This window comes from Geothermobacter hydrogeniphilus (assembly GCF_002898515.1).
GTDB lineage: Bacteria > Desulfobacterota > Desulfuromonadia > Desulfuromonadales > Geothermobacteraceae > Geothermobacter_A.
This window is the reverse complement of sequence record NZ_PPFX01000039.1, coordinates 1-25,788: the sequence shown is the minus strand read 5'-3', so window position 1 is coordinate 25,788 and position 25,788 is coordinate 1. Positions and strand designations below refer to the sequence as shown.

Here is a 25,788-nt window from a genome sequence, read left to right as displayed (position 1 = left end):
CCGTCTCTCCGTTAAAAGGTTGAAAAATAGCATCGGTCGGCCAGCAGCAGAGCGACGCCGAGCAGCAGGAAGAACCCGGCCAGCAGCAGATCCTTTGCCGTTGCCGGCTGCGGTTCCGGTTCGGGGAAGCGGTCGCGGTAGCCGCGGGCCTGCATGGCGTCGTAAACACGTTCGGTGCGTTCGAAGCTGCGCACGAACAGCATCCCCAGGAAGTTGCCGAAGGCGCCGAGCGCGCGTCGGTTGCTGCCGGGCTGAAAGCCGCGCAGCCGCATGCCGGACGCCATCCGCCAGGCTTCGTGTTTGAAGACGTAGCTGTAGCGATGCGCCAGCAGCAGCATCTGGCCGATGGCGGCCGGAACGCCGAGTCGGCGCAGCCCCTGCAGGGTGCGGGTGAGCGGCGCGGTGGCCAGCAGCGGTTCCATCAGCAGGGCCACGGCGCAGGCCTTGAGGCAGATGGTCGCCGCCTTGTGCAGGCCGCGCAGGTTCCAGGGCAGGGACTCCAGGTTGCCGAACTGGATCAGGGTATCGCCGGGGTGGGCGGGGGCGGAAAAGGGCATCACCAGCAGGAACATGCCGAGAAAACCGCTCATCGCCAGCAGCCGCGCCAGGGAACGGTCGAAGGGCAGGCGGGTGACGAACAGCAGTGACAGGGTGATCGCGCCGGCGACCGCCGCTGTTCGCAGATCTTGCAGAGAGACAACCAGGAAGGCGAAACCGAGCATTCCGACCAGCTTGCAGCGCACCTCCCAGCGATGGATCGGCGAGTCGCCGGCGGTGGCGCCGTCAAGTTGCGGCAGGGACCAGTCCGGCTCTCCTTTACGTCGTTGCCGGGCGCCGCGTACCAGGCGTCGAATGCCCCAGCTGCTGGCGCCACCCATCAGCAGCAACAGCAGCAGGCCGCCGGCCAGGCTCCAGCCGGGCAGGATGATCGGTTGCGGGGTCATGGCATCTTCCGGCGGGTTTGAAACGGAGCCTGCAGCAGTTCCGGTTTGACGCGGGAGAGAAAAGAGACGGTCAGAGCGGTGACGATCGTCTCGATGATGATCACCGGTACATGGGCGGCCAGGGCGAGCTTGGCGACGCCGAAAAAATCCTCGCCGCCGGTAGTCAGCAGGCAGGCCAGCAGCAGCGCGGCCAGCATGGTGCCGAGACCGCCGCAGAGACCGCCGACCAGCATCTGGCGTTTCGCCGTTTTTCCCTTGAAGCGATGGAAGAAGAAACCGCACGCCAGTGCCGGCAGTCCCATCATCAGGGCGTTGGCGCCGAGCGCCGTGAGCCCCCCGAACTGAAACAGCAGGCTCTGCAGCAGCAGCCCGACCAGGATGGCAATAAAACCGCTCGCGCCGAGCAGCGCCCCGACCAGTCCCGGCAGCAGCAGGTGGACGCTGGTCGGGCCGAAGGGGATGTGGATCAGCGAGGCGACGAAAAAGGTCGCAGTGACCACTGCCACCTTGGGCAAGGCCTCGGGGCGGGTGCGTTTCAGGCTCCAGGCGGCGATGACGGCGCTGAGAGCATAACTGCCGAGGGCGACTGTGGTGGGGAGAACCCCGTCGGAGATATGCATAACAAGTCAGGCCAAAGGTTAAAGGTTCAAGGTCAAAGGTTAAAGGCCAAAGGCTTTGGGCCGCCAAGGCGCCAAGTACGCCCAGAAGGTCAAAAACTTATTTAACGGAGAGGCGGAGAGGAGCAGAGACGGAGAGAAAATCTTTTGGGCTTAAAACCAAAAACTGCTATTGGTTTTCTCTGCGTCCTCTCCCTCTCTGCGACTCTCCGTTAAAAAAGGTTTTCTTGGCGTCCTTGGCGGCCCGATTACCTGGTATTTCTCTTCGCGCTCACCATCATCGCCACGCCGCTGAGGCCGAAGATGATACCGATGCCGCCGAGCACCTGGGGCCAGCCGGCTTCCTGCTCTTCTGTCTGCTCTCTGGCCAACTCTCTTTTGACCTGCCGCAATTGCTTATGCAGACGGGCGTTTTTCTGTTCAAGTTGCTTGATTCGGGCCGCGCAGTCGTCCACGGCCATGGCTGTGGACGGGGCCGCAAGGCAGAAAAAGAGCAGCCCTGCGAGGGTGGTGCGGCGGATTCCGGTCATCATTGCCCGTCCTCGACCTCGGCCTTCTTGAGCCGGTAACTGTTTTTATGCCCCATGCTGGCCTTGATGATGATGGTCAGGTTATCGACCTTGGGGATGGGGCAATTGAAGAGCCCCTGGTCGTCGGTTGTGCCGGTGGTCAGCAGTCGGTCACTGCTGTCGCGGATTTCGACCGTTCCCTGTTTGACCTTCCGGCCGTCGGGGAAATAGCTCTCGGTAAAGATTTTCCCGTCTTCGACATAGGCGAATAGGTTGACCTTGTGGGCCAGAGCCGGCCCGGCCGTCATCAGGCTCAGCAGCAGTGTGAAAATCAGCAGTTTGGCGATACGCATGCTCACTAGCTCCTATTGCAGTTCGGTGGTGTGGGCCCAGTAGACGGCACCGATTTCGACATCCTTGTCGACACCGTCATGTTGCAATTTCCAGTCCGCATCGGACAGCGCGGCGAACCCCCACCAGCCGGCCTTCGGCATGGCATAGTGGAAAACGCCGTCGGCATCGGCTTTGATCACCTGGGTGACAAAGGGATCGGACGGCGGGTGGATTTTACCCCCTTCGGCAGCCTCGTTGAGATATTCAACCTCGATTTCAGCGTAGGGGACCGGCTTCCCCTTGAGCAGGACCCGGCCGGAGAAGAGGTTGCCGCTCCAGAGCCCGTAGGGGCGGCTCAAGGGAATGATTTCGGTCTCCAGACCGACCGGCTGATCCCAGCCCGATTCCAGTCCGAGGGCGCCGACGCAGACTTTGGTGTAATGGACGATGAACTTGTCCTCGGCCGGTTCCCAGTAGGGAGTCGGCTTGACGAAGAAGGTGTAGTCGCCGGGGCGACGGATCTTGTAGTCGCCGCGCCAGAAGGTGAATTGTCCACTTTGACCGGGCCCCTGCCCCTTGACCGCCCGCAGGGAGTCGAGCAGGTCTGTTTTTCTGCCGTTGTGCATCACCCCGAACTGCTTCGGTTTGGCCATTTCCATATAATGGCCCTCCATCGGGTGGATGAATTTTACCTGCAGGCCGAGGGTCTTGTTGTCGGCCTGGGTGATGATGTCGTTGGACGGGATCAGGGTGCCGAAATGCGCGTAGCAGGGGGTGGCGGCAAGCAGCAGGACAGAGAACAGGATAAGTGATTTTCGCATCGGGCCCTCCAGGTTTAGAATTCGAAAGCGAGTTGACCGGTAACAGAGTGGTTCCTCGGGGCGGTCTCCGGGTCGGTGTAGAGATATTCTATGGCCACCACGGTGTTGACGAAGATGCCGTAGGAGCCGGTGACGCCGAAACGGATCGGGTCGTCCTGGAAATCATCGGCCCCCTCGGCCCGCGCCACGAGCTGCGCCCGGTCGGTCGGCATCCAGGTTGCCTCGATATCCCAGGCCAGCGGCCGGTCCCCGGTCAGGTCGGTCCGTCCGACCAGCGGTCGGTCGAAATCGTCCAGAGCGCCGAGGATTTCCGCTTCAAAGTCAACATGGTTAAAGGCCAGAGAGAGAAAGGCCGAGGCCGCGGGAACGCTTGAACTGTAAAGATTCGTGTCCGCCACCAGCCCGGCGTCACTCTCTGCCAGGTCGCTGAGCCAGGAGAATCCGAACCTCAGGTTCTCGAGCGGGCTGATTTCGAGCGCGGCGACCAGGCTGTCGATCCGGTTGTTGTCGTCGCGACTGTCCGTTTCCCCGTTGAAGACGCCGAGACTCAGGTTCCACAGCGATCCTTCCAGGGCGAACATGGCTGCGGTGTCGTTGGTTTCCCCGAGATCGAGAGGCAGAGGGTCGCTGACCATGGAGCTGTTGAACTTGCCGAAGGGGATGTACATTTTACCGCCGTGGAAGGCGGGGGTCTGGCCGAACAGGGGTTGCGGGCAGCTCAGGCTGATGACCGCCTCGTCGGCCTTGATGCTCTCATTGCCGGACCCATCCTCCTCGTACAGCAGGATAAGATGGCCGTTGATCCGGTCGTTGATGGCGGCCTCGGTGGAAAGCTGGGCGGTGGCCAGGTTCAGGTCGCTGCTCTCATCGCCCCCTTCGACCTTGTTGTAGCTCGCTTCGAGTTCCAGCAGGCCGCTGAAGGTCAGGTACCTGTTGAGGGGTCGCAGGGAGAAGGGGCCTTCCGTTGCCGGCTGCTGCCCCAGTTGCGTTTCCAGGGTGCGGATGCGTTGTTTGAGGTTTTCAATGTCGCTTTTGGTGTCCGGATGGGCGGCCAGGGCCGGAAGAGCTGTCCCAAGCAGAATGACGGCAATCAGTGTCAGGATGCGCAGCATGAAATGTCCCGAAGTCGACAGGGTGAGGGTTGCGTTGTGATCTTCAACAGTCTGCGAATAGCACGAATAAAAATTTCGTAGCACTTTAGGAGATTCCAATTATTCTGTCAAGCTAAAAATAGCACGAATAAAAATAACGTGTTACTCGGTTCCCGGCTTGACCCTCCCCGCCGGTTCGCATAGATTGAACTGATTTGCCAGACCATGAACTTTTCAAGGAGTAGAATATGAAGCGCCTGCTTGTTGTTGTCTTTTTGTTGTTGTCGGTGCCGGCTGCCGCCCGCAACTATACCGTTTCGTTCAACCAGATCGTTGAGCATCCGGCTCTTGATGCCCTGCGCCAGGGGATCAAGGATGAATTGAAGGCGGAGGGTTTCCAGGTCAACTACCATGACCATATTGCCCAGGGAAGCATCGCCACGGCCAACCTGATTGCCCGGCAGATGCTCGGCGAACAGCCGGATGTCGCGGTCGGCATCGCCACTCCCACCGCCCAGGCCTGCGCCCAGGTGATCCGTACCATTCCCATTATTTTCGCCGCGGTGACCGACCCGGTCGGCGCCGGGCTGGTGACGTCGCTGGAGAAGCCGGGCGGGCACATTACCGGCACCACCGATATGAGCCCGGTTGGCAGGCAGATTGAGCTGATTCAGAGTTTTATTCCGGGGGCGAAGACGCTGGGCGTGATCTACAACTCGGGTGAAGCCAACTCGGTGACCATCGTCAAGGTGCTGAAAGAAGAGGCTGCCAGAAGAGGTCTGCGGGTGGAGGAGGCGACGGTTTCCAACTCGGCCGGTGTCACCCAGGCGGCCAAGAGCCTGGTTGGTCGTGCCGACGCGATCTACATTCCGACCGACAACACCGTGGTTTCGGCTTTCGAGGCCATTGTCAAGGTTGGGCAACAGAACAGGCTGCCCGTTTTCGCCGCCGACACCGATTCGGTGAAACGAGGCGCCATCGCGGCACTGGCCGTCGACTATTACCAGATGGGCCGTCAGACCGGCGAGATGGTCGGACGGGTTCTCAAGGGCGCCGACCCCGCCACCATGCCGGTCGAGACCCTGCGCGAGTTCAAAATCCATCTCAATCCCGCCTCGGCGGAAAAAATGGGCCTGAAGATCAGCGACGCGCAGCTGAAAAACGCCGATAAAATCGTCGAATAAATTCCTTGGGCCGCCAAGACGCCAAGCACGCCAAGAAAACCTTATTAACGGAGAGGCGCAGAGAGGTGGAGACGCAGAGAAACCTAAATCAGTTTTGGGTTTAAACCCGGACAAAGGATTTCTCTCCGTCTCTGCCCCTCCCCGCCTCTGCGCTAAAAGGCCTTTGAATCTCCTGGCGTCCTGGCGGCGAAAAATCTCATGACCTTTTACGCTTTTATGGGCGCCCTCGAACAGGGGTTCGCTTACGGCTTCCTGGTCCTCGGGGTCTACCTGACTTTCCGGGTGCTCGATTTTCCCGACCTCACCGTCGACGGCAGTCTGCCTTTGGGAGCGGCGGTCTCGGCGGTGGCAATCAGCTCCGGCGTTGACCCATGGGTGTCGCTGCTGCTGGCCCTCGGTGCCGGATTCCTGGCCGGCATGGTGACCGGCATTCTCAACACCAAGTTCGGCATCCTGCACCTGCTGGCCTCGATTCTCACCATGATCGCCCTTTATTCGATCAACCTGCGGGTGATGGGGGCGCCGAATGTCACCCTGCTCGGCAAGCCGACGGTCCTCGATCCGCTGCTGAATGCTGGTCTCGGCCCCTTTGCAGCCGCGCCGCTGCTGTTCGGCGTTCTTTCCTGCCTCGGCCTGCTTGGCCTGTTCTGGCTGTTGCATACCGCTTATGGTCTGGCCATTCAGGCAACCGGGGCCAACCGGCAGATGATCACCAGCCAGGGAGTCAACGCTGACCACGTCATCATTTTCACCGTCGGTCTCTCCAACGGACTGGCCGCGCTCAGCGGCGCACTGCTCTGCCAGAGCCAGGGGGCGGCGGATGTCAACATGGGGATCGGCACCATCGTTGCCGGCCTCGCCTCGGTGATCGTCGGCGAGACCCTGTTCGGTTGCCGCAGTGTCGGCCGGGCGCTGCTGGCGGCGCTGCTCGGTTCGGCGGTTTACCGGCTCGCCATCGCCCTGGCCCTGAGCCTGAAGCTGGGATCTTTTTCCTTCACCCCGAGCGACCTCAACCTGCTGACCGCGCTGCTGGTGGTCGGTGCCCTGATTCTGCCGCAACTGCGGCGCAAGGTGCTGTGGCGATGATGGCGTCGCAAAAACTCACCAGTAGCGGCGTTGCTGCGCCTGCTCTCGCGGCTTCGACGTATGCAGCTACGCCGCATTGCTCGGCAATCGCGCGCCTTGCTGCCGGCACTTTTTGCTTAGCCAGGTTTTTTAGAAGGCATCAGAAATGATCGGTATCAGCGGGCTGAGCAAATATTTCCACCGCGGCAGCGTTAACGAGGTGCTGGCCCTCGGCGGCATCGATCTGCAGGTGCGGCGCGGTGATTTCATTACCGTGGTCGGCTCCAACGGCGCCGGCAAGAGTACCCTGCTCAACTGTCTGGCCGGCAGTTATCCGATTGACGGCGGGAGGATCGTTATTGATGACTGTGATGTCACCTCCTGGCCGGAACATCGCCGGGCCCGGTTGATCAGCAGGGTTTTTCAGGACCCGCTGAAAGGGACCTGCGGCAGTCTCTCCATCGAGCAGAATCTGGCCCTGGCCGCCCGGAGGGGACGACCGCATGGCCTCGGCCTGGGAGTGAGGCGCCGTGACCGTGATGCTTTTCGCCGCCAGTTGGCTCAACTCGGCCTTGGTCTTGAAGAGCGGCTCAAGGACCAGGTCGGACTGCTTTCCGGCGGCCAGCGACAGGCTCTGACCCTGCTGATGTCCACCCTGGTGCGGCCGCAGATCCTGCTGCTCGATGAGCATACCGCCGCCCTCGACCCGAAGACCGCGCTGCAGGTTCTGGAGTTGACTGAAAAAATGGTTGCCGAACTGCACCTGACGGCGTTGATGGTCACTCACAACATGCGCCAGGCGCTGCAACTCGGCAACCGGCTGATCATGCTCCATGGTGGGCGGGTTATTCTCGATATTTCGGGAGAGGAGAAGGACCGGATGACGGTGGAGGGGTTGCTGCAGAGATTTTATGCCGTTCGCGGTGAGACCTTCGATTCAGACCGGATGCTGCTGGTATGAGTCGGCGGCCGGAAACGAGGTTTCCGGCCGCCGTAAGCCGCGAGGGGGCTAACGCCCGTGGTGCTGATCGAAAGCAGAGTGCAGGTCTGAGTTCGAAAAGTTATCCACGGGAATTATCTGCCGCCGCCGTCAGCAGGCACTTCAAATTGATATCCACAGGCGGGGCACTTGACCTTCATGGTGTCGCCGCCCTTTGTTGTCGCGCAGGCGGCCAGGGAGAGGGCCAGCATAACCGTCAAAATCAAGGCAGCAAACTTTTTCATCATTGTTTCTCCTCGTGCTCGGGTTTCCGGAAGACCCTGAAAGGGTTGTGTGTTTCCATTATAACGGCTTTTATCGTCAATTTCGCGATATCACAGTAAATAATTTGGACTCAAGCAAGGGAGAGTTCGAAAAATTTCTGGCAGGGCAACAAAAAAGCCCCCGCGGTCGGTATCGCGGGGGCTTCTATATTTGCGTGGTGCCCAGGGACAGAATCGAACTGCCGACACGAGGATTTTCAGTCCTCTGCTCTACCGACTGAGCTACCTGGGCGAAACGAGGTCTGTTTATAGCCAAAGGTGCCGGGAGTGTCAAGTAAAAAGAGGAAGCGATCGGCCGTTGCGGGAACGGGGTCGGTCCATGGTGCCGGGTATGGTATAACTAATCCCTGAATCCACCGCGGGGGTGGAACTGGCATGGAGAGAGAGCCTTGTCTGAAATACCGACCGCCGGGTTGCCCGCTGATTTCTGGCTGCGTGTCGAACGCGCGTCGCAACGGCTGCTGATGCTTGATTATGACGGCACTCTGGCGCCGTTTGTTCCCGACCGGGATCGGGCTTTTCCCTATCCCGGGATTCGGGAACTGCTGTCCGAACTGCTGGTTCTGCAACGGACTCGGCTGGTGATTGTCACCGGGCGGGCGGTGGCCGACATGCCGCCGCTGCTGCAGCTTGAGCCGCTGCCGGAGATCTGGGGCTGTCACGGTTGGGAGCGGCGCCTGGCGGGCGGGGACATCCGTCGGGTTGAGTTGCCGGTGAGTGTCGAAGGTTGCCTGCAGCGGGCCTGGAGTCGGGCCGTCAAGGCCGGGATCGAAACCCACCTGGAGCGCAAGCCGGCCTCGCTGGCGATCCATTGGCGGGGACTCGATGAGGCGCGCAAAGCGCGGCTGGAGGAAATCGCCGGTCGCGAGTGGGCAACTCTGGCGGCGGACAACGACCTGCAGCTGCATCCCTTTGACGGAGGCCTGGAGCTACGCTGTCCGGGACGGACCAAGGGGGACGCGGTGCGGGAATTGCGTGCCGAATCACCATCAGGAACCCTGGCGGTCTATCTCGGCGACGATCTGACCGACGAGGATGCCTTTGCCGTCCTGGGCGAGGGGGATGTCGGCATCCTGGTGCGCGAACAGCCGCGCGCCAGTCGGGCGTCGTGCCGGCTGCGACCGCCGGATCAGTTGCTTGAATTTCTGCGGACCTGGCTCAGGGTCTGCCGCCATGGAGGGTGAGATGATGACATCGGGACAGCGGTTGCTGGTGGTTTCAAATCGACTGCCGATCGTTCTTCGTCGGGACGAGGATCGCTGGCAGGTCAGTGCCGGCGCAGGTGGTCTGGTGACCGCACTGGCGCCGGTCATCAAGGCCAACAAGGGGCTCTGGGTCGGCTGGCCGGGCTGTGGTGACGAGGCGCCGGTCGAACCGCTGCTTGACCAGTTCGGCGAGGCCGAGGGCTATCAACTGGCATCCGTGCCCCTCAGCCAGCAGGAGGTTGACAGGTTCTATCTCGGTTTTTCCAATGAAACCCTCTGGCCGCTGTTTCACGATATGCTCGGCCAGTGCCGCTTCTCGACCGAAAACTGGCGGTCCTACCAGCAGGTCAACCGGCGCTTTGCCGAAGTCGTTGCCGGGCGGGCCGACGAGAATGACCTGATCTGGGTCCAGGACTACCAGCTGGCCCTGGTCGGGGAGGAACTGCGGCGTCTCGGGGTGCGGCAGGCGCTCGGCTATTTTCTTCACATCCCTTTTCCGTCGCCCGACCTGCTGCGCCGGTTGCCGTGGAAGCAGGAACTGCTGCGCGGCCTGCTGGCCTACGACCTGATCGGTTTCCAGACCCTGCGTGATCGGCGCAACTTCGTCAATAGTGCCAACATGCTGTTGCCGGAAGTCGAGGTGATCGGTCGCCGCCGGTCCCACTCGCTGCTGCGTTACGGTGAGCGGGTGGTCAAGGCGGGTCATTTTCCGATCAGTATTGACAGTCGTGAATTTGAAAACCGGGCCCGCACCCACGAGGTGGACGAGGCCGCCTGGTTCCTGCATGAAAAGCTGGCGGGGCGGCAGCTGATTCTCGGCATCGACCGGCTCGACTATACCAAGGGGCTGCCGCAGCGGTTTCTCGCTTTTGAGCGGGCGCTGGAACTCGATCCCGCGCTGGTGGGACATTGTTCATTGTTGCAGGTGGTGGTTCCGAGCCGGACGCTGGTACCGGAATATCGTGATCTCAAGGAACTTCTCGATCGCGAATCCGGGCGCATCAACAGCCGCTTTTCCGAGGCCGGCTGGGTGCCGATCCATTACCATTACCGTTCCCTCGACCCGGTGCAGCTGCTGGCCCATTACCGTACCTGCGAAATCGCCCTGATCACCCCGCTGCGGGACGGCATGAACCTGGTGGCGAAGGAATACTGTGCCTGTTCTCTTGACAACAACGGCGTGCTGATCCTCAGTGAATTCGCCGGCGCCGCCGACCAGATGGGCAATGCCGCGCTGCTGGTCAATCCTTACGACGTCGACGGCACCGCTGAGGCGATCTGTCATGCCTTTCACATGCCGCTCGAAGAGCGCCAGCAGCGGATGCGGCGGCTGCGCGGCGACCTGCGCCGCAACGACGTGCATCGCTGGGTCGGCCAGTTCCTGAAGGCATTGCGCGGCCATATGCATGGCTGACGGCCGGGGGCGGCAAAGACCGTTTCGCGGGGCGCGGCTTCCGGTTCGCCCGGCTTTTCACCTGAATCAATGACTTGTGCTGTCTGCCGACAAGGGATTCACTGATTCAAGGTTTCATCCTTGCCATTCCGCGCCGATTCTGGTAGAAAACAGGCTCCATCAACGCGGAGTCTGTCACATGCGTCAGCGTTTCTCCTGGTTTATGAGCTTTTTTTCCGGCGGCAGCTTTATCTGCGGTCGCCCGGCCATGGACCGATTGTAACGCCAATGTTCTAGACCCCGCGCTCTGTTACAATTCGCAAACCATGGGCTGGCCGACCCCGGCTTCCCGTGGTTTTTTTCGTTTTGGATCGATGGACGAAAGTTGACCTCGGGCGCCGGCAGCCCGGGATGACTGGAACCTGAATCAGTGAGCTCCTTGTCGGCGGATAGCACAAGTCATTGATCTGTCTGAGCTTCCCAGAAATCACCAGCGAACCTATGGGTGCGCTTCAGATTTCTGGAAATCTCATGCAGACCAAGCACTTGCACTCTCCATCCAACAGAAACTCACTGATTCAGGTGCAACTCAACATCGATGCAGACGGAGTGAATAAAAATGATTATCGTCATGAAGTCGGGGGCCGGCAGGCAGGAACTGGCCGAGGTCAAGAAACGGATTCGCGAACTCGGTTACAAGCCGCACGTCATCCATGGCGCGACCCGCAATGTGGTCGGCGCCGTCGGTGACGAGCGTGGCAAGGCGGTGCTGCAGTCGCTGCAGTCGCTGTCCGGGGTCGACAACGTGGTGCCGATCCTCAAGCCCTTCAAGCTCGCCAGCCGCGAAGTCAAGCCGGAGCCGAGCCTGGTGGAGATCGTTCCCGGCCTGTGTGTCGGCGGGGATGAGTTCATCGTCATGGCCGGGCCCTGCTCGGTCGAGAACGAGTCGCAGATTCTGCAGAGCGCGCATGCCGTCAAGGCGGCCGGGGCCAGGCTGCTGCGCGGCGGCGCCTTCAAGCCGCGCACCTCGCCCTATTCTTTCCAAGGTTTGGAGGAAGAGGGGCTCAAGCTGCTGGCCGCGGCGCGTGAGGAAACCGGTCTGCCGATCGTCACCGAGGTGGTCAATCCGCGTGACGTCGAACTGGTGGCCCGCTACGCGGATGTGATGCAGGTCGGGGCCCGCAACGTGCAGAATTTCGCCCTGCTGAAGATGCTTGGCCAGCTCGACAAGCCGATCCTGCTCAAACGGGGGATGGCGACCACCATCCAGGAGTACCTGATGAGCGCCGAGTACATTCTCTCCGAGGGCAATCGGCGGGTGATCCTCTGTGAGCGCGGCATCCGCACCTTCGAGACCGCGACCCGCAACACCCTCGACATCTCGGCGGTGCCGGTTCTCAAGAGCCAGACCCATCTGCCGGTGATTGTCGATCCCTCGCACGCCACCGGCCATGCCCGTCTGATTGCGCCGATGTGCTACGCGGCGGTGGCGGCCGGAGCCGACGGGCTGATCGTCGAGGTCCATCCGTGTCCCGAGGAGGCGGCCAGCGATGGTCCACAGTCGCTGAAGCCGGCCGATTTCGCCGCGATGATGAAAAAACTGGCCGCCTATGCCGAGGTGGCCGAGCGCTCCCTGGCGACAGGGGACTGAAAGGCGGGATAGAGATGTACCTGATTCCCTTGACCCAGATCGAGAGTGTCGAACTGGTGATCCATGCCCTCAGGGCCGCCGGCGGCCAGGCGGACTGTTCGACCTGCCCGGCGCACAAGGTCTGCATGCAGCAGTGCCTGAGCATTGCCGACGCCGTCCAGCGCATGCTCGGTGAAGACAGCCTGCCGAACCTGGATGCCGAACTCGAGCCGGAAAAAGAACCCGAACCGCCAACCGATCCGCCGCCCGATCCTTCGGCCGGCAGTCATCTGAAGCGGATCAAATAGGCTGGTTCAACCATCCCAAGAGTTTTGCGAATGCATCAAACAATCGAGGACAGTGCCATGAATTTCCCCGCCATCGGGCTGCGCGCCCCGCAGATTCTGCTGCCGCACGACAATGTTGACCTGGCCAAGTGGGCGGTCATCGCCTGTGACCAGTACACCTCGCAGCCCTCCTACTGGCAACAGGTCGCGGAACGGGTCGGCGAGTCCCCGTCGACGCTGAAGCTGACCTTTCCTGAGGTCTATCTTGAGCAGCCGGGCAAGGTGGAGCGGATCCGTGCCATCAACAAGACGATGCGCGATTACCTTGACCAGGGAGTGCTGCGTCCGTTGCCGGAAGGCTTCGTGCTGGTTGATCGCCGAACCTCCCAGGTGCCGTCACGCAAGGGCCTGATGGTGGCTCTTGACCTGGAGCAGTACGATTATCGGCCCGGGTCCGGCAGCCTGATCCGTGCCACCGAGGGAACCATTCTCGACCGGTTGCCGCCGCGCATCCAGGTGCGGGAACAGGCCTGTCTGGAGTTGCCGCACATCATGGTGCTGATCGACGATCCCGGGCAGACGGTGATCGAGCCGTTGTTCAAAGAGCAGCTGCCGGTGCTGTACGATTTCGAACTGATGGCCGGCGGCGGTTACCTGCGCGGCTGGCAGGTCGGTGAACAACGACTGCTGCGGCAGGTCGCCGATGCTCTCGCTGCTCTGGCGGAACCGAAAGCCTTTGCCGCGCGTTACCAGGTCGAAAACCAGTCGCCGTTGCTTTACGCCATGGGGGACGGCAACCACTCCTTCGCCACCGCCAAAGCGATCTGGGAGCAGCTCAAGACCGCGGCTTCCGATCCGGCCGAGATCATGGATCACCCCGCCCGCTGGGCCCTGGTCGAGCTGGTCAACCTGCACGATCCCGGTCTCGAATTCGAAGCCATCCACCGGGTGCTGTTCGGCATTGAGGCGACGCAGCTGCTGGTGCGGATGGAGGCTTATTATCAGCAGTTCGGCTGCGGCTTCGTCTGGCAGGAGCTGGATTCGGTCGAGGCGGTCATGGCTGAGGTTGATCAGGCGGTCAGGGAGGGTGTTCACCGTCTGCCGCTGATTGCCGGCGGTCGTTGCGGAGTGGCCGAGATCGGTCGGCCGACCAGCAACCTGGCGGTCGGCACGCTGCAGGCGTTTCTGGACCAGCTGGCGGCGCAGGAAGATATCCGCATCGATTACATTCACGGTGCCGACGTGGTCACGGAGCTCGGCAGCCGGGCGGGCAATGCCGGCTTCTACCTGCCGGCGCTCTCCAAGTTCGAACTCTTCCGGACCATCATCCTCGACGGCGCCCTGCCGCGCAAGACCTTCTCCATGGGCGAGGCCGACGAGAAGCGGTTCTACCTGGAGTGCCGGAAGATCAAATGAAAAATGCGGCTGAAAGGCTAAGGGCCAAAGGCCAAGGGAAACCTTTAGCCTTTGGCCCTTAGCCCTTGGCCGATTTGCTGTTCTGAGGAGTTTACAGATGTCTCAGGTATGGAATTTCGGTGCCGGGCCGGCGATGCTGCCGCCGCCGGTGATGGAGCGCATCCGCGAAGAGTGGTTGGATTTCAACGGCATGGGGGTCTCGCTGGTCGAGATCAGCCATCGCAGCGGTGAGTTCCAGGCCCTTCTCGGCGAGGCCAAGACCCTTTTCCGACAGCTGACCGGGCTGCCGGAGAATTACCGCATCCTGTTCATCCACGGCGGGGCGCGGATGCAGTTTGCCGCCTTGCCGATGAACCTGGCCGGACGCAGCCCCTCGCGCACCTGTCTCTATGTCGAAAGTGGCAATTTCGCCAAAATCGCCAACCGCGACGCTGTTCCCTACGCCGATGTCCGGGTGATCGCCAGCAGCGTCGACTGCAGTTATGCCCGCCTGCCCGAAGTCGATCCGGAGACAATCGATCCGCAGGCCGCCTACCTGCATCTGACCAGCAACAATACCGTGTTCGGCACCCAGTGGCAGCAGTTTCCCGATTCCGGCGATGTGCCGCTGGTGACCGACCAGACTTCGGAAATTCTCGGCCGACGGCTTGATTTCAGCCGTTTCGGCCTGGTCTATGCCGGGTTGCAGAAGAATCTCGGCCCCGCGGGGATGGCCTTGGTGGTGGTACGCGACGACCTGCTCGGCAGTGCCGATGAAAAGACCCCGTTGCTGCTCAACTACACGCGCGCCGCTGAGGATGATTCGCTGACCAATACCACCAATACCTTTGCCATCTACGTGGTCAAGCTGGTGCTGGAATGGATGCGGCAACAGGGCGGCCTCGATGTCATCGAGGCGCGCAACCGGCAGAAGGCCGCGCGGCTTTACCGGGTGATCGACGCGGGGGATTTTTACCGCGGCTGCGCCGCTGTCGAGCATCGTTCGATCATGAATGTCACCTTCACCCTGCCGACACCGGAGCTGGAAGCCGCTTTCCTGGCCGAGGCCGGGGCCGCCGGGCTCTATGCCCTCAAGGGGCATCGCGCCCTGGGCGGGGTGCGGGCCTCGATCTACAACCCCATGCCGCTGGACGGGGTCGAGGCACTGGCCGGATTCATGGAAGAGTTCGCCCGCAGGAACGGTTAGAGAAAGCAAGATAATTTCAACGCGGAGGCGGAGAGGGGCAGAGCCGGAGAGCGGAGGAATCGTTCGGCTGATTCAGGCTCTGGCCGGAAAGTCTTCAGCCTTTTTCCAGCTCTGTGCCGCTGTGTTGAACCATAAATCACTGTTTATCGAGGAGACCCTGACGATGGCCATGCCCCCTGTTGACTTAAGTGGTGAATCAAGCTGGACTGAGTTCGATGCCCCCTCGCTGGTCGGCGCTTCGTTGCGTTTCGTCTCCGGTGAGCCCGAAGGAGATCGTTACCGGGTCCGTTATTTTCGCAACGCCGAAGGTGCCCTGCGGGCGCGGATCTGGTTTGGTCCCGAAACCGAGGGCCCGCCCGGTCATGCCCACGGCGGCAGCATGGCAGCGGTGATGGACGAGGTCCTCGGGCTGGCGGCCTGGGCGGCCGGTTACCCGATCGTGGTCGGCAATCTCAATGTCGATTTCCGTAATCTGCTGCCGTTGCAGCAGGTGGTCACGGTCGAGAGCGAGATTCTCTCCACTTCCGGACGCAAGGTCATGGTGCGCGGCCGGATCTGCAATGGTGATACGGTCTACGCCGAGGCCGACTGCCTCTGCATCACCATCCCCGAACAGGCCGCCGCGGAGCTCGCCGGCAAGCATTGACAGGTCTCCGGCGGGGGCCTAGAATCACCGAACCATGCGCTGGAACGGGCGGATCAGCCGGAATCCGGGCCGAGAGCGGCCCCCTTGGCATCCCGGCAGCCCGACCTGAACAATTATTTCCACGACGGGAGAGGCCGGCCGGCATTTCCCGTCAGACTTTTGAAGGAGCCTTTCAGATGAAGGTCATTGTTACCGATGAAGTGTCCGACAGCGGTCTGCAGCTGCTGGAGGAGGATCCCCGGGTCAGTGTCGATGTCCGGCTGAAGCTGTCGGCCGAAGAACTTCGCGCGCAGATCGGCGCCTATGACGCCATCATCACCCGCAGCGGTACCCGGGTCGACCGGGCTCTGCTCGAAGCCGGCGAAAACCTGAAGATCGTCGCCCGCGCCGGGGTCGGCGTTGACAGCGTCGATATCGACGCCGCCAGCGAGCGCGGGATCATTGTCGTCAACGCTCCGACCGGCAACACCAACTCGGCGGCGGAACACACCTTCGCCCTGCTGCTCAGCCTCTGCCGTAATGTCACCGTGGCCAACGACAACCTCAAGAGCGGCGACTGGCAGCGGGCGCCCTTCACCGGGCATGAACTGCGCGGCAAGACCCTCGGCATCATCGGCATGGGCAAGGTCGGCGGCCGCGTCGCCCGCCGCGCCCGGGCGTTCGAGATGGATGTGGTGGTCTACGATCCCTATATTTCCGAAAAGCGCGCCGAGGATTTCGGCGTCAGGCTGGTGCAGCTCGATGATCTGCTGCGGCTGGCAGATATCATTACCGTGCATACGCCGCTCAACGAGGAGACAAAGGGGATGATCGGCCCGGCGCAGTTCGAGCGGATGAAGGACGGAGTGCTGATCGTCAATTGCGCGCGCGGCGGCATCTACGTCGAGGACGCAACCCTGCAGGCGCTCGAAAGCGGCAAGGTGATCGGCGCCGCCTTCGATGTCTGGAGCCAGGAACCGCCCGACAGCGAGACTCTGAAGAAGCTGATCGCGCATCCGAAGATGGTCGTGACGCCGCATCTCGGCGCCAATACCTTCGAGGCGCAGAAGAATGTCGCCATCGATGTCTGCCGGGAAATCCTCGCCTATCTCGACGGCAAGCCGCTGACCAACGCCATCAATATCCCGCGCTTCGATCCCGACCTGATGGAGCACATGAAGCCCTTCATGGCGCTCGCCTCGACCATCGGCAACTTCATTTCGCAGCTGGCACCGCCCAACCCGCGCAAGGTGACCTTCACCTACAGCGGTCAACTGGCGCGCTACGACTGCACTCCCCTGACCGTCTGCGGCCTGGCGGCGCTGCTCAACCGTCACACCGAGCGCGAGGTCAACCTGGTCAACGCCGGCCTGATCGCCCGCGAGATGGGCATCGAGGTCGAAGCGGTGCGGACCACCGAGACCGAATCCTATTCCAATGTTGTCAGTCTGGCGCTGGAAACCCCGACCGGCAAGCGGGTGATCGCCGGAACCCTCTTCGAGGGACGGCCGAAGATCGTCAAGATGCGTAATTTTGATACCGATTTCCGTCCCGAAGAGCACATGCTGGTCCTCAGCTACCAGGATCGTCCGGGGCTGATCGGCAAGATCGGTACTTTGCTCGGCGATGCCGGAGTCAATATCGGCAACATGAATCTCGGCCGCCGTGAAAAGGGCGGCGAGGCGCTGGTGGTTTTTTCCACTGACTCGCGGGTGGATGAGGCAACGATCGCTGAAATCACCGCGGCGATCCAGCCCGACTACATCCGTGCTGTGAGCCTGCCCAAATAAAAAGCTGTATCTGCCGGCCGTCACAGAAAGCCCCACCCCCCGAACAGGCGGTGGGGCTTTTTTATCGGGCGCAGGCTCCCTCTGCACCCGGTTTTAATGACAAGAAAATATCCATCTCGCCTTCGACGCCCCTGCCGGGTGATTGCCGTTCCGTCCGACGGCGGGATTTGGAGAGGCCGGAAACAAAACATCGCTGAACCGCTTCGACTCGCCGGAATCAAGGGTTGTCACCGGTTTCAGCCCGCCCTTTCCCGCTTCGGATCCGCCGGCGGATGATGGGCAATCTCTCGGCTGTTCCGGTTCTTCAGCGGGCTTGTTTGAATTTTATTGTGATTAAAAATTCCCTTGACAATTTAGCGCATTTTCTGCTTTTTTAGGTCGATCTGCGAAAAACGATGTTCTAAATCTGTGGCCCGGTTGTCGGCTGCGCGTGACGTCAACAGGCTGCCGTCTGGCAGCGTAATCCCATCTCATAGAAGGATGTGCCATGTCCCAGAAAGCGATTAAACCCTCATTGAGCAATCCCCTGACTCCGCCCGAGAAGGTCGAGTTCACCATCCCGGGAGAGATTGCCGGCCAGGCCGGTGGTTACGAAGAGGTCATGAAGGAAGGCTATGACCTCATTCAACGCCCGATAAAATCGGTTCCCGTCGGCCAGATTGAAAAGCAGCACTTCAAGCAGCGGATGACGGTTTGGGAGCGGATCAAGGTGTTGACCCAGAACGAGCCGAACATTCTCTTTCAGAACTGGGGCAAGAACCTTGACGGTGCTTCGCTGGTGACCGGCATTCTCAATATCGACGGTCGTGACGTGGCGCTGTACGGTCACGATTTCACCGTGCGGGCCGGCTCCATCGATGCCACCAACGGCCGCAAGCTGGCCCGGTTGTTCAACATGGCCGGTGAAAAGGGCATTCCGGTGATCGGCATGAACGACTCCGCCGGCGCCTTCGTCCCGGCCGGGGTCGGCGGCCTCGACGGTTATGCCGAGGCCTTCACCGCGCTGCGCAAGATCAGCGGCGTGGTGCCCTCGATCATGTGCATGTTCGGGTTCAACGCCGGCGGCGGTTCCTACCTGCCGCGCCAGGGGAGTTTCGTTATCCAGCCGGAAGACACCTTCTTCGGCCTGACCGGCCCGGGGGTGGTCAAGTCGGTGCTCGGCGAGGATATCTCCCCCGAGGACCTCGGCGGTCCCAAGGTCCACGGCGCCTCAGGGGTGGCAGATCTGACGGTGGCCGACGAAACCGCCGCCCTGCGCACCGCGGTTAGGCTGCTCAGCTACGTTCCCGACAACAACCACAGCGCGGCGCCCTTCCAGGAGACCAGCGATCCTCTCGACCGCAAGACCTGGGAGATCAACACCCTGCTGAAGAAGGCCTTCAACTCGCCGACCGGGTTCAACACCCCGTTCGACGTTTCGATCATCATCCAGCAGATCTGCGACCACGGCGACTACTTTGAACTCCAGCCGACCCGCGCCCGCGAGGCGATCACCGCCTTCGGCCGTCTCGGCGGCCACGTGGTTGGTTTCGTTGCCAACAACTCGGCGGTCGCCTCGGGACAGATCGACTGCGACTCGGCGCTGAAGATCGCCCGTTTCGTGCGTTTCTGCAACATCTACAACATTCCGCTGATTTTCATGGAGGACACCACCGGTTTCCTCCCCGGGCGCGACCAGGAGGCCCGCGGCATCGTCCAGGCCGGCCGCTCGATGCTCGATTCGATCGTCGATGTCCGCACCCCGCGCATCCTGCTGATCCTGCGCAACGCCTTCGGCGGCGCCTACGCCTCCTACAACAACTATCCGACCGGCGCCGACGTGGTGCTGGCGCTGCCGACCACCCGCCTGGCGGTCATGGGTCCGGCCGGCAAGGAATTCGTCTACAAGTCCGAACTGCGCAAGCTGCGCGGCTCGGTCCCGCAGCGGGTCCAGCAGGCGGCCGAAGAACGCGTCAAGGCCGGCATGGAGGGCGAAGCGGCGAGGAAGGATGCCGAGGCCGAAGTGGCTGAATGGCTCAAGGGCGAGGAAGCGGTCCTGAACCTGCGTTACGAGAAAGAGTTGATGAATCCCAAGGAGGGCCTCGCTCTCGGTTCGATCTCGTCCCTGGTCATGCCCGCCGACCTGCGCAAGGTGGTGGGTGAAAACCTGCATTTCCTGCTCCGCCACTACCGGCCTTCGGCCTGGCAGGGCGTGCAGCGCGAATTCCATTAAGGGGGCGACAAGGATTTGATGATGAAAGCGAATCAAGGTTTCGACGTGGAGATAAAACCGATGGCACAGACAACTGACTATTACGCGAACAATCCGCTGATCCACCGCGATCGCCGCCTGGGAAACGCCTCTTCGGAGTGGGTTCGGTCCTTCTCCTGTGAGAATCTCAAGCCGCTGATCGTCTGTCGCGGACCGATCCGCCTGGAGGCGATGACGGTCTATGAGGAGATGGGCATCCGCCACTACGGGATCCTGCTTTCGGAAAAGGACTCCATCGTCTATCCGAATGCCCTTTCTCCCGAACTGAAACGCCTGACCGATACCAGCCGCGTTCACCGGGTGCCCGATTACTCCGGGGCCTCGAAGGAAGAGCGCGTCGAGCGGATCAACCAGATCATTTCCATCGCCCGTGACAACGGTTACGATTCGGTCTTTGCCGGCTACGGCTTCATGGCCGAGGATGACGAGTTCGTGCAGGCGATCGAGGATGCCGGCCTGAAGTTCATCGGTCCCTGCGCCGCCACCCAGCGGGCCGCCGGCAAGAAGGACGAGGCCAAGAGGACCGCCCTGCAGGTCGATGTTTCGGTGACACCGGGAATCGACAATGTCACCGCCCGTACCCTGGTCAGCAAGTACCCGAGCCGTGAGGCGCTGCTGGCGATGGTCAAGGCCGAAGGGCTCGCGGTCGACCGGCAGCTGCTGGATGACGAGAAACTTTCCCTGGAGGAGCTGGCCGACCAGATCCTGTTCGCCTCCTACGAGAAAGGTATCGATCTCTTCTCCATCGACGAACTCTGCGCGCAGGTGGAAAAAGAGTGCGCCGAGATGTTCCGGAACTACCCCGGCGCCCGCATCCGCCTCAAGGCGATCGGCGGTGGCGGCGGCAAGGGACAGCGGATTCTCGGCGCCTCACTGCTGACCAAGAAGAACCCGAGCGACGCTGACATCAAAAAGGCGGCCGCGGACGCCCCGGAATTGACCCGCGAGGTGCTGCTCGAAGTCAAGGCCAACGGCGTCGGCGACAACAAGAACGTGCTGATCGAGCTGAACATCGAGCAGACCCGCCACAACGAGATCCAGCTGCTCGGCAACGGCAGCTGGTGCATCGCCCTCGGCGGCCGCGACTGCTCGCTGCAGATGCACGAGCAGAAACTGCTGGAAGTCTCCGTTACCCAGGAAGGCCTGGCGCTGGAGATCGAGAAGGCCAGACAGGCTGGTCTCAAGGACCAGGCTGCGGCCCTGGAAACCGATCTCCAGGTCCTCAAGCGGATGGAGGAACAGTCGGAGCGTTTCGGTACCGCCGTCGGTCTCGACTCGGCCTCGACCTTCGAGTGCATCGTCGACCGCGACCGTCACTACTTCATGGAGGTCAACACCCGCATCCAGGTCGAACACCGGGTGACCGAGCTGGTCTACAAGCTCAAGTTCACCAACCCCGAGGATAAGGATGATTTCTTCATTGTCGAATCGCTGGTCGAAGCGATGGCGCTGCTTGCCGAGCACAAGGACCGCCTGCCGCGTCCCGAGCGCCTGCCACGTTTCGGCGCCTCGGTCGAGGCCCGCCTCAACGCCACCGACTGTTCCCTGTCACCGAGTGCCGGCGGCGTGATCCGCAACTGGTCGAAGCCGATCGAGGGTGAGATCCGCGACGACCAGGGGATCTGCTTTCCCAACCCCGACACCGGTCTGTTCATGCGTTACAATGTCTCCGGTGCCTACGACTCCAACATCGCCCTGCTGCTGACCAAGGGGGATGACCGCCGGGCCAGCTACGAACACCTTGCCAAAGTCCTCCGCAACACCGTGCTGCGCGGCACCAACCTGGCCACCAACCTCGAGTTTCACTACGGGCTGGTCAACTGGTTCCTCGGCCAGAACGTGATGGCCAAGCCGACTACCCGTTTTGTCGTCCCCTACCTGACCCTGGTCGGCAGGCTCAAGGAAGAGGCGCAGAAAAATGATGTTGTCTACGCCTTCATTTCGATGAAGAAACATTTTGCCAAGCTTTACGGCGGGGACAAGGAGACTGCCAGGGCGGTTTCCGAAACCCTTGACCGCAAGGGAACCCTGCTGACCCGGCCGATGGAGGTGCTGCTCAATGACCCGCATCTGCTCTCCGGTTGGTTGAGTCTCAACCGCAGGAGTTTTGCCATCGAAAACGGCAAGCTGGTCTGGTTGCGCAATCCGCTGGTGGTGCTGGAAGAGACCTACGCGTATCTCAACATGAGCTATGACGAAACCCGCCCGGCAGCCGAAGTGATCTGGTCGCACGACAACGAACTGCTGCAGGGGGCGCTGAAATTCTATGCCCAGCTGCGCGAGGCGTTCGGCCTGGACAAGGGCGAATTCATCAAGCTGAGGGAACTGCTGGAACAGGAGAAACCGCAGGGGGGTTATGATCAGCAGACCTGGGCGGCGATCCGGGAAGCCCATTGCGGTTACGAACTCGGCAACGAGCTGTTCGGCATGCTCTTCATGATCGCCAGCAAGACCGATTTCTTCGACTTCCGGGTTGAGGATGACCTCGAAGTGACCATTCCCGAGTACCTGCACGATCCCGAACTGCAGGCGGCGATGAAGAAGGTGCTGGTTCCGCCGCCGGCGACCAAGGCCGACGAGATCGTCACTCCGGGTGGCGGCATGTACTATGCCCAGGAAGCTCCGGGGATGCCACCCTTCATCAAGGAAGGTGACCATTTCGAGGCCGGTCAGCCGCTCTTCATCCTCGAGGTGATGAAGATGTTCAACAAGATCCCCGCGCCCTTCGCCGGAACCGTCGACAAGATTCTTATCGAGGGTGGCGACGGTGTCATTGTCCAGAAGGGCCAGCCGATCTTCAAGGTCACCCCGGACGAGAAATTCGTTGAAGTCGATCCGAAGGAGATCGCCCGGGAAAAACGGGCGCAGACCGCTGAGTACCTGGCCGCTGTGCTCTGAGATCACGCACAGTAATTAAAGACAGAAAAGCCCCGCCGGTTCCGGCGGGGCTTTTCTGTCTTGGGGACCCCCCTCAATCCCCCCTATTTTATAGGGGGGAGGCAAGCGCAGCGCAGCAGGGGGGTATGCTCGGTGTTGCGCCCCTCTTCATTTGTGCGACGTAGCGGCAGCTACGCCTCCGCATTCATCGGAACGCGCCTTGATCTGGCGAATCCCTCGCCCTTCCAGGGGGCCCCCCTCAATCCCCCCTATTTTATAGGGGGGAAGCAAGCGCAGCGCAGCAGGGGGGTGGGGTTCCGGGCTCAGCCCGGCGAGACAAACAGCGGCAGGTCGCAGGGAGGGATCAGGCCGCGGGCTTCGGCGCGGGAGAAGAGCTGTTCGACGGCGGCAATGCCTTCGTTGCCGAGGTCGCGGGAGAACGCGTTGACGTAGAGCTGGATGTGGCTGCCGGTCACCTCGTCATCCAGCTCCCGGGCGTGGTCGCGGATGTAATCGCGGGGTTCATCGGGGTGGGCGAAGGCGTAGTCGACACTGGCCTTGAGGGCGGTATCAACCCGTTCGATCAGCTCGGCGCCGAGGGAGCGGCGTGCCAGGATGCCGCCGAGGGGGATCGGACAGCCGGTTTCATGCTCCCACCACTGACCGAGATCGAGAATCTGGTGCAGGCCGTGCTGCCGGTAGGTGAAGCGGGATTCGTGGATAATCACCCCGGCGGCGAATTCACCGGCAGCCACTGCCGGCATGATCCGGTCGAAGGGCATGGCACGGGTGCGGGCAAACCCCTCGCCGTGCAGCTGCAGCAGCAGGTTGGCGGTGGTCAGTTCGCCGGGAATGGCGATACAGGTGGTGCGCAGTTCCTCGATATCGCAGGGCCGGGAGCTGACCAGCAGCGGCCCGCAGCCACGACCGAGGGCCCCGCCGCTGCGCAGCAGAGCGTATTCATGGCGCAGGTGGCCGAGGGCGTGATAGGAGATCTTGGTCAGGTCGAGAGCGCCCCGGCGGGCCAGCTGATTGAGGGTTTCGACATCCTCCAGCCGTTCCCTGACCTTTGGCGCGCCGGCCAGTTTGCCGTGAACCAGGGCGTAGAAGATGAAGGTGTCATTGGGGCAGGGTGAGTAACCCAGGCTTAAAGGATTGGACATCGTCAGCTCCGCGGCCAGTTCCGCAACAGGTGGAGGAGGGCGCGTTCGGCGTTCCGGCAGGCTGCCGGGATGTCCCATTGATCGGGATCACGTCGCGCCGCCAGGTTGGAGATACCGCGCAGTTCGAGCAGTGGACAGCCGAAACGCGCCGCGGTCAGGGCGATGGCGGCGCCCTCCATGTTTTCACAGAGGACGCCGCCGGCCTGCTGACGCTGTCGGCCCTGCAGGTCGGTGCCGGTGCAGGTCGAGACACTGGCGAAGGGACCGGTGGCAAAGCCGATATCCTGGTCACTCGCCCATTTCCGCAGCAGGGATTCGGCGTTGCGGAACAGCTCGGGGTCGGTCGGCATCCGGTTGAAGAGATCCCCCTCCGGGCGGCGCAGCAGGGGCAGCCCGAGCTCCTCCATGCCCAGGAAGCCCGCCGGTGAGTCGCTTCCCTCGTCGGCGAGGATGTCGCCGTCGGCCAGGGCCAGGTCGCCGATCCGCAGACCGCAGTTGGGGTAGGCGCCGGCGCAGCCGAGGTTGAGCAGCGCCCGGGGCTGCCGGTGGCTCAACAGGATGGCGGTGCAGGCGGCGGCGTTGGCTTTGCCGACGCCGCTGTGAGCGAGCAGGATCTCCTGCCCGGCCAGTTGGCCGTGGAACAGTGGAAAACGCCCCGGCAGCGGGTCGCTTTTCTGCAGTCGGGTCCGCAGCAGTTTGGTTTCAAACGAGGTGGCGGCGATCAGGGCGAGCATGGCGGCGGGTCAGGATTTGTACCAGCCGTGGCGGATCAGGTCGCGGCGCAGGCTGGAACCCTGGTTGCGGACCACGCCCTGGTACCAGAACTGTTCGCCATGCAGCCTGACATCGCGCGTGGCGTGCAACCGCTTGCGGCGGTCGACGAGGGCCTTGCGGAAGCGTTCGTCGGGGTCGGCGAGGATCCCCTGCAGTTTCTGCCGCAGTTGTCCGGGCATGGCCTCAATCACGTACTGCAGCATGTCGCGCAGCTTCAGCCCCTGCTGGTATTCCCACAGGTCGCCTTCGAAGATCTGGCTGCATTCATCAACAAAGTCATTCCAGTCGAGGATCAATGCCCCGAAATCCTCTTCGGCGAAGGCGGCGAACTCGTCGTGCTGTCTCAGGTGCTGTTCAATCAGGTCCTGTTCCTTCCGGGACAGGAAGAAGGAGAGGGATTCCTCAACCGGGTACATGTCGAGTTGTTCGGTCAATTCGTTGCAGAACACCAGGTAGTCCAGTTCCCGGCGGCTGAACCCGGCCAGGAAAGGGGGCAGTTGCCGCCCGTGGCATTGCAGCGAGAGATGGTCATGGCCGAAGTCGGCCGGAAAGAGCTGCTGCGGATTGTGCGGCAGGCCATGCCGGGCAAAGAGGTCCATCACCTGGATCTGGTTGCCGGTGAAGCAGGTGAGCATTTTTTCTTCGGAATAAAACAGCTCCATGCCCAGGCGATTGTTGGCCAGTCCGAAGCCGACAAAGCCGTCGTGGATCAGACGTTGCATGTAAGGTTCGATAACCTCCAGCAACTCATCGGTCGGCAGGTAGGGGGAGTAAAAGACCGTCGGCGGCGGTTGTGAACCGTCTTCCTGCTGCCACTCGTCCTGATAGAATTCGAGAATCAGGAAGGCTTCGTTTCCCAGGCAGACGCGGGCAAAGTCATGCAGCAGCGCGGGAATCTTGCCTGCTCCGGCCATGGCCGTCAGCCGGTAACAATCGCTGGAATTCTCCAGTTGCGCGAACTGGTAGCCTTCGCGCATCCGTCGGCGGTAGATGCGCAGTTCGCGTGGCCAGGGCTGGATGCCCAGGGGGAAATCGAAGGGAAATTTGCTCAATGAATGACCTTTTCAGTTTTCGGCATCTGTCAGGGCGGCTCCCCGCCACGAGGGCTGCCCCGGGTGGATTCTTTTTTCAGACTGCTTGAGTTGCGCGTTCCGCGCGACTCATTTGACGGGTCCGGAGTCCGTCTGCTCATCGCTTCAGGACCACGGTTTCAGGGTAGTTAAAACGGCAGCCACTGTCAACAAAGGCGGTTGTTGCCGGAGGAAGATCGACCAGGCCGGGGTCTGATGGTCGGGGACTTGAAATATTTGCCTCGTCCGCAGAATCTGTGGGTAGGCCGATATAAAAATTAGAGCATTGCCCTT

23 protein-coding genes and 1 tRNA gene are annotated in these 25,788 nt (G+C 61.7%); 13 read left to right on the top strand and 11 right to left on the bottom strand.

Annotated elements, in window-relative coordinates:
- Positions 1-11: 11 nt before the first annotated feature.
- The 6 genes from cbiQ to C2E25_RS14085 all read right to left on the bottom strand — a co-directional run bounded on the left by cbiQ (position 12) and on the right by C2E25_RS14085 (position 4,336).
- Positions 12-944, bottom strand: coding sequence for a cobalt ECF transporter T component CbiQ (cbiQ, locus tag C2E25_RS14110; RefSeq protein WP_103116372.1), 933 nt, complete (start codon positions 942-944; stop codon positions 12-14).
- The gene (gene cbiM, locus C2E25_RS14105) at positions 941-1,564 is read right to left on the bottom strand and encodes a cobalt transporter CbiM (RefSeq protein WP_103116371.1); all 624 of its coding nucleotides are present in this window, start codon (positions 1,562-1,564) and stop codon (positions 941-943) included. The genes cbiQ and cbiM overlap by 4 nt, the downstream gene beginning before the upstream one ends.
- Positions 1,565-1,809: 245 nt before the next feature.
- The gene (locus C2E25_RS14100; protein WP_103116370.1) at positions 1,810-2,094 is read right to left on the bottom strand and encodes a hypothetical protein; all 285 of its coding nucleotides are present in this window, start codon (positions 2,092-2,094) and stop codon (positions 1,810-1,812) included.
- Positions 2,091-2,423, bottom strand: coding sequence for a hypothetical protein (locus C2E25_RS14095; protein ID WP_103116369.1), 333 nt, complete (start codon positions 2,421-2,423; stop codon positions 2,091-2,093). The genes C2E25_RS14100 and C2E25_RS14095 overlap by 4 nt, the downstream gene beginning before the upstream one ends.
- 12 nt (positions 2,424-2,435) lie before the next feature.
- Positions 2,436-3,224 (bottom strand): DUF4198 domain-containing protein, encoded by a 789-nt coding sequence (locus C2E25_RS14090; protein WP_103116368.1) that lies wholly within the window; start codon positions 3,222-3,224, stop codon positions 2,436-2,438.
- A 14-nt stretch (positions 3,225-3,238) separates the two neighbouring features.
- Positions 3,239-4,336 carry an LbtU family siderophore porin gene (locus tag C2E25_RS14085; protein ID WP_103116367.1) on the bottom strand — a complete coding sequence of 366 codons (1,098 nt, stop codon included), beginning with the start codon at positions 4,334-4,336 and terminating at the stop codon, positions 3,239-3,241.
- 227 nt (positions 4,337-4,563) lie between these two features.
- Here C2E25_RS14085 and C2E25_RS14080 point away from each other — a divergent pair, with 227 nt between their 5' ends.
- The 3 genes from C2E25_RS14080 (at position 4,564) to C2E25_RS14070 (ending at position 7,525) form a co-directional block, all read left to right on the top strand.
- The gene (locus C2E25_RS14080; RefSeq protein WP_103116366.1) at positions 4,564-5,499 is read left to right on the top strand and encodes an ABC transporter substrate-binding protein; all 936 of its coding nucleotides are present in this window, start codon (positions 4,564-4,566) and stop codon (positions 5,497-5,499) included.
- A gap of 198 nt (positions 5,500-5,697) precedes the next feature.
- Positions 5,698-6,585 carry an ABC transporter permease gene (locus C2E25_RS14075; RefSeq protein WP_103116365.1) on the top strand — a complete coding sequence of 296 codons (888 nt, stop codon included), beginning with the start codon at positions 5,698-5,700 and terminating at the stop codon, positions 6,583-6,585.
- Positions 6,586-6,730: 145 nt separating this feature from the next.
- Positions 6,731-7,525, top strand: coding sequence for an ABC transporter ATP-binding protein (locus tag C2E25_RS14070; RefSeq protein ID WP_103116364.1), 795 nt, complete (start codon positions 6,731-6,733; stop codon positions 7,523-7,525).
- Between the two features lie 113 nt (positions 7,526-7,638).
- On the opposite strand, the gene C2E25_RS17535 is transcribed toward C2E25_RS14070, so the two are convergent.
- Together C2E25_RS17535 and C2E25_RS14065 are read right to left on the bottom strand one after the other, a co-directional pair.
- Positions 7,639-7,791, bottom strand: coding sequence for a hypothetical protein (locus C2E25_RS17535; protein ID WP_158247275.1), 153 nt, complete (start codon positions 7,789-7,791; stop codon positions 7,639-7,641).
- A gap of 192 nt (positions 7,792-7,983) precedes the next feature.
- A tRNA-Phe gene (locus tag C2E25_RS14065) sits at positions 7,984-8,059 on the bottom strand.
- Positions 8,060-8,216: 157 nt separating this feature from the next.
- Between C2E25_RS14065 and otsB the strand changes: the two genes are divergently transcribed.
- From otsB to C2E25_RS14015, 10 genes are all read left to right on the top strand, one after another.
- Positions 8,217-9,011: a trehalose-phosphatase gene (otsB, locus tag C2E25_RS14060; protein WP_103116363.1), complete on the top strand. Its 795-nt coding sequence runs from the start codon at positions 8,217-8,219 to the stop codon at positions 9,009-9,011.
- Position 9,012: 1 nt separating this feature from the next.
- Positions 9,013-10,446, top strand: coding sequence for an alpha,alpha-trehalose-phosphate synthase (UDP-forming) (locus C2E25_RS14055; RefSeq protein WP_103116362.1), 1,434 nt, complete (start codon positions 9,013-9,015; stop codon positions 10,444-10,446).
- 598 nt (positions 10,447-11,044) lie between these two features.
- Positions 11,045-12,076, top strand: coding sequence for a 3-deoxy-7-phosphoheptulonate synthase (gene aroF, locus C2E25_RS14050; protein WP_103116361.1), 1,032 nt, complete (start codon positions 11,045-11,047; stop codon positions 12,074-12,076).
- Between the two features lie 14 nt (positions 12,077-12,090).
- Positions 12,091-12,363 carry a hypothetical protein gene (locus tag C2E25_RS14045; RefSeq protein ID WP_103116360.1) on the top strand — a complete coding sequence of 91 codons (273 nt, stop codon included), beginning with the start codon at positions 12,091-12,093 and terminating at the stop codon, positions 12,361-12,363.
- A gap of 30 nt (positions 12,364-12,393) precedes the next feature.
- Positions 12,394-13,758: a DUF1015 domain-containing protein gene (locus C2E25_RS14040; protein WP_233189439.1), complete on the top strand. Its 1,365-nt coding sequence runs from the start codon at positions 12,394-12,396 to the stop codon at positions 13,756-13,758.
- 97 nt (positions 13,759-13,855) lie between these two features.
- On the top strand, positions 13,856-14,944 hold the full coding sequence (gene serC, locus C2E25_RS14035; protein WP_103116359.1) for a 3-phosphoserine/phosphohydroxythreonine transaminase: 1,089 nt from the start codon (positions 13,856-13,858) through the stop codon (positions 14,942-14,944).
- 163 nt (positions 14,945-15,107) lie between these two features.
- Complete coding sequence (locus C2E25_RS14030; RefSeq protein WP_103116358.1) at positions 15,108-15,590, top strand: PaaI family thioesterase; 483 nt, start codon at positions 15,108-15,110, stop codon at positions 15,588-15,590.
- Positions 15,591-15,766: 176 nt separating this feature from the next.
- Entirely contained in the window at positions 15,767-17,359 is a 1,593-nt protein-coding gene (gene serA, locus C2E25_RS14025; RefSeq protein ID WP_103116357.1) for a phosphoglycerate dehydrogenase, read from the top strand.
- Positions 17,360-17,846: 487 nt separating this feature from the next.
- Positions 17,847-19,571, top strand: coding sequence for an acyl-CoA carboxylase subunit beta (locus C2E25_RS14020; protein ID WP_103116356.1), 1,725 nt, complete (start codon positions 17,847-17,849; stop codon positions 19,569-19,571).
- Between the two features lie 60 nt (positions 19,572-19,631).
- Positions 19,632-22,508 carry a biotin/lipoyl-containing protein gene (locus C2E25_RS14015; RefSeq protein ID WP_103116383.1) on the top strand — a complete coding sequence of 959 codons (2,877 nt, stop codon included), beginning with the start codon at positions 19,632-19,634 and terminating at the stop codon, positions 22,506-22,508.
- 302 nt (positions 22,509-22,810) lie between these two features.
- On the opposite strand, the gene C2E25_RS14010 is transcribed toward C2E25_RS14015, so the two are convergent.
- The 3 genes from C2E25_RS14010 to C2E25_RS14000 are packed head-to-tail and all read right to left on the bottom strand — an operon-like array spanning position 22,811 to position 25,476.
- Positions 22,811-23,650 carry a menaquinone biosynthesis family protein gene (locus C2E25_RS14010; protein ID WP_103116355.1) on the bottom strand — a complete coding sequence of 280 codons (840 nt, stop codon included), beginning with the start codon at positions 23,648-23,650 and terminating at the stop codon, positions 22,811-22,813.
- A gap of 2 nt (positions 23,651-23,652) precedes the next feature.
- Positions 23,653-24,384: a futalosine hydrolase gene (gene mqnB / locus C2E25_RS14005; protein WP_103116354.1), complete on the bottom strand. Its 732-nt coding sequence runs from the start codon at positions 24,382-24,384 to the stop codon at positions 23,653-23,655.
- A 9-nt stretch (positions 24,385-24,393) separates the two neighbouring features.
- On the bottom strand, positions 24,394-25,476 hold the full coding sequence (locus C2E25_RS14000) for a hypothetical protein (protein WP_103116353.1): 1,083 nt from the start codon (positions 25,474-25,476) through the stop codon (positions 24,394-24,396).
- Positions 25,477-25,788 lie beyond the last annotated feature (312 nt).

What these genes read in the sequence shown, in the direction of transcription:
- cbiQ (WP_103116372.1), bottom strand. Translation starts at nt 944, where the DNA reads ATGACCCCGCAACCGATCATCCTGCCCGGCTGGAGCCTGGCCGGCGGC.
- cbiM (WP_103116371.1), bottom strand. Translation starts at nt 1,564, where the DNA reads ATGCATATCTCCGACGGGGTTCTCCCCACCACAGTCGCCCTCGGCAGT.
- C2E25_RS14100 (WP_103116370.1), bottom strand. Translation starts at nt 2,094, where the DNA reads ATGATGACCGGAATCCGCCGCACCACCCTCGCAGGGCTGCTCTTTTTC.
- C2E25_RS14095 (WP_103116369.1), bottom strand. Translation starts at nt 2,423, where the DNA reads ATGCGTATCGCCAAACTGCTGATTTTCACACTGCTGCTGAGCCTGATG.
- C2E25_RS14090 (WP_103116368.1), bottom strand. Translation starts at nt 3,224, where the DNA reads ATGCGAAAATCACTTATCCTGTTCTCTGTCCTGCTGCTTGCCGCCACC.
- C2E25_RS14085 (WP_103116367.1), bottom strand. Translation starts at nt 4,336, where the DNA reads ATGCTGCGCATCCTGACACTGATTGCCGTCATTCTGCTTGGGACAGCT.
- C2E25_RS14080 (WP_103116366.1), top strand. Translation starts at nt 4,564, where the DNA reads ATGAAGCGCCTGCTTGTTGTTGTCTTTTTGTTGTTGTCGGTGCCGGCT.
- C2E25_RS14075 (WP_103116365.1), top strand. Translation starts at nt 5,698, where the DNA reads ATGACCTTTTACGCTTTTATGGGCGCCCTCGAACAGGGGTTCGCTTAC.
- C2E25_RS14070 (WP_103116364.1), top strand. Translation starts at nt 6,731, where the DNA reads ATGATCGGTATCAGCGGGCTGAGCAAATATTTCCACCGCGGCAGCGTT.
- C2E25_RS17535 (WP_158247275.1), bottom strand. Translation starts at nt 7,791, where the DNA reads ATGATGAAAAAGTTTGCTGCCTTGATTTTGACGGTTATGCTGGCCCTC.
- C2E25_RS14055 (WP_103116362.1), top strand. Translation starts at nt 9,013, where the DNA reads ATGATGACATCGGGACAGCGGTTGCTGGTGGTTTCAAATCGACTGCCG.
- aroF (WP_103116361.1), top strand. Translation starts at nt 11,045, where the DNA reads ATGATTATCGTCATGAAGTCGGGGGCCGGCAGGCAGGAACTGGCCGAG.
- C2E25_RS14045 (WP_103116360.1), top strand. Translation starts at nt 12,091, where the DNA reads ATGTACCTGATTCCCTTGACCCAGATCGAGAGTGTCGAACTGGTGATC.
- C2E25_RS14040 (WP_233189439.1), top strand. Translation starts at nt 12,394, where the DNA reads ATGCATCAAACAATCGAGGACAGTGCCATGAATTTCCCCGCCATCGGG.
- serC (WP_103116359.1), top strand. Translation starts at nt 13,856, where the DNA reads ATGTCTCAGGTATGGAATTTCGGTGCCGGGCCGGCGATGCTGCCGCCG.
- C2E25_RS14030 (WP_103116358.1), top strand. Translation starts at nt 15,108, where the DNA reads ATGGCCATGCCCCCTGTTGACTTAAGTGGTGAATCAAGCTGGACTGAG.
- serA (WP_103116357.1), top strand. Translation starts at nt 15,767, where the DNA reads ATGAAGGTCATTGTTACCGATGAAGTGTCCGACAGCGGTCTGCAGCTG.
- C2E25_RS14020 (WP_103116356.1), top strand. Translation starts at nt 17,847, where the DNA reads ATGTCCCAGAAAGCGATTAAACCCTCATTGAGCAATCCCCTGACTCCG.
- C2E25_RS14015 (WP_103116383.1), top strand. Translation starts at nt 19,632, where the DNA reads ATGGCACAGACAACTGACTATTACGCGAACAATCCGCTGATCCACCGC.
- C2E25_RS14010 (WP_103116355.1), bottom strand. Translation starts at nt 23,650, where the DNA reads ATGTCCAATCCTTTAAGCCTGGGTTACTCACCCTGCCCCAATGACACC.
- mqnB (WP_103116354.1), bottom strand. Translation starts at nt 24,384, where the DNA reads ATGCTCGCCCTGATCGCCGCCACCTCGTTTGAAACCAAACTGCTGCGG.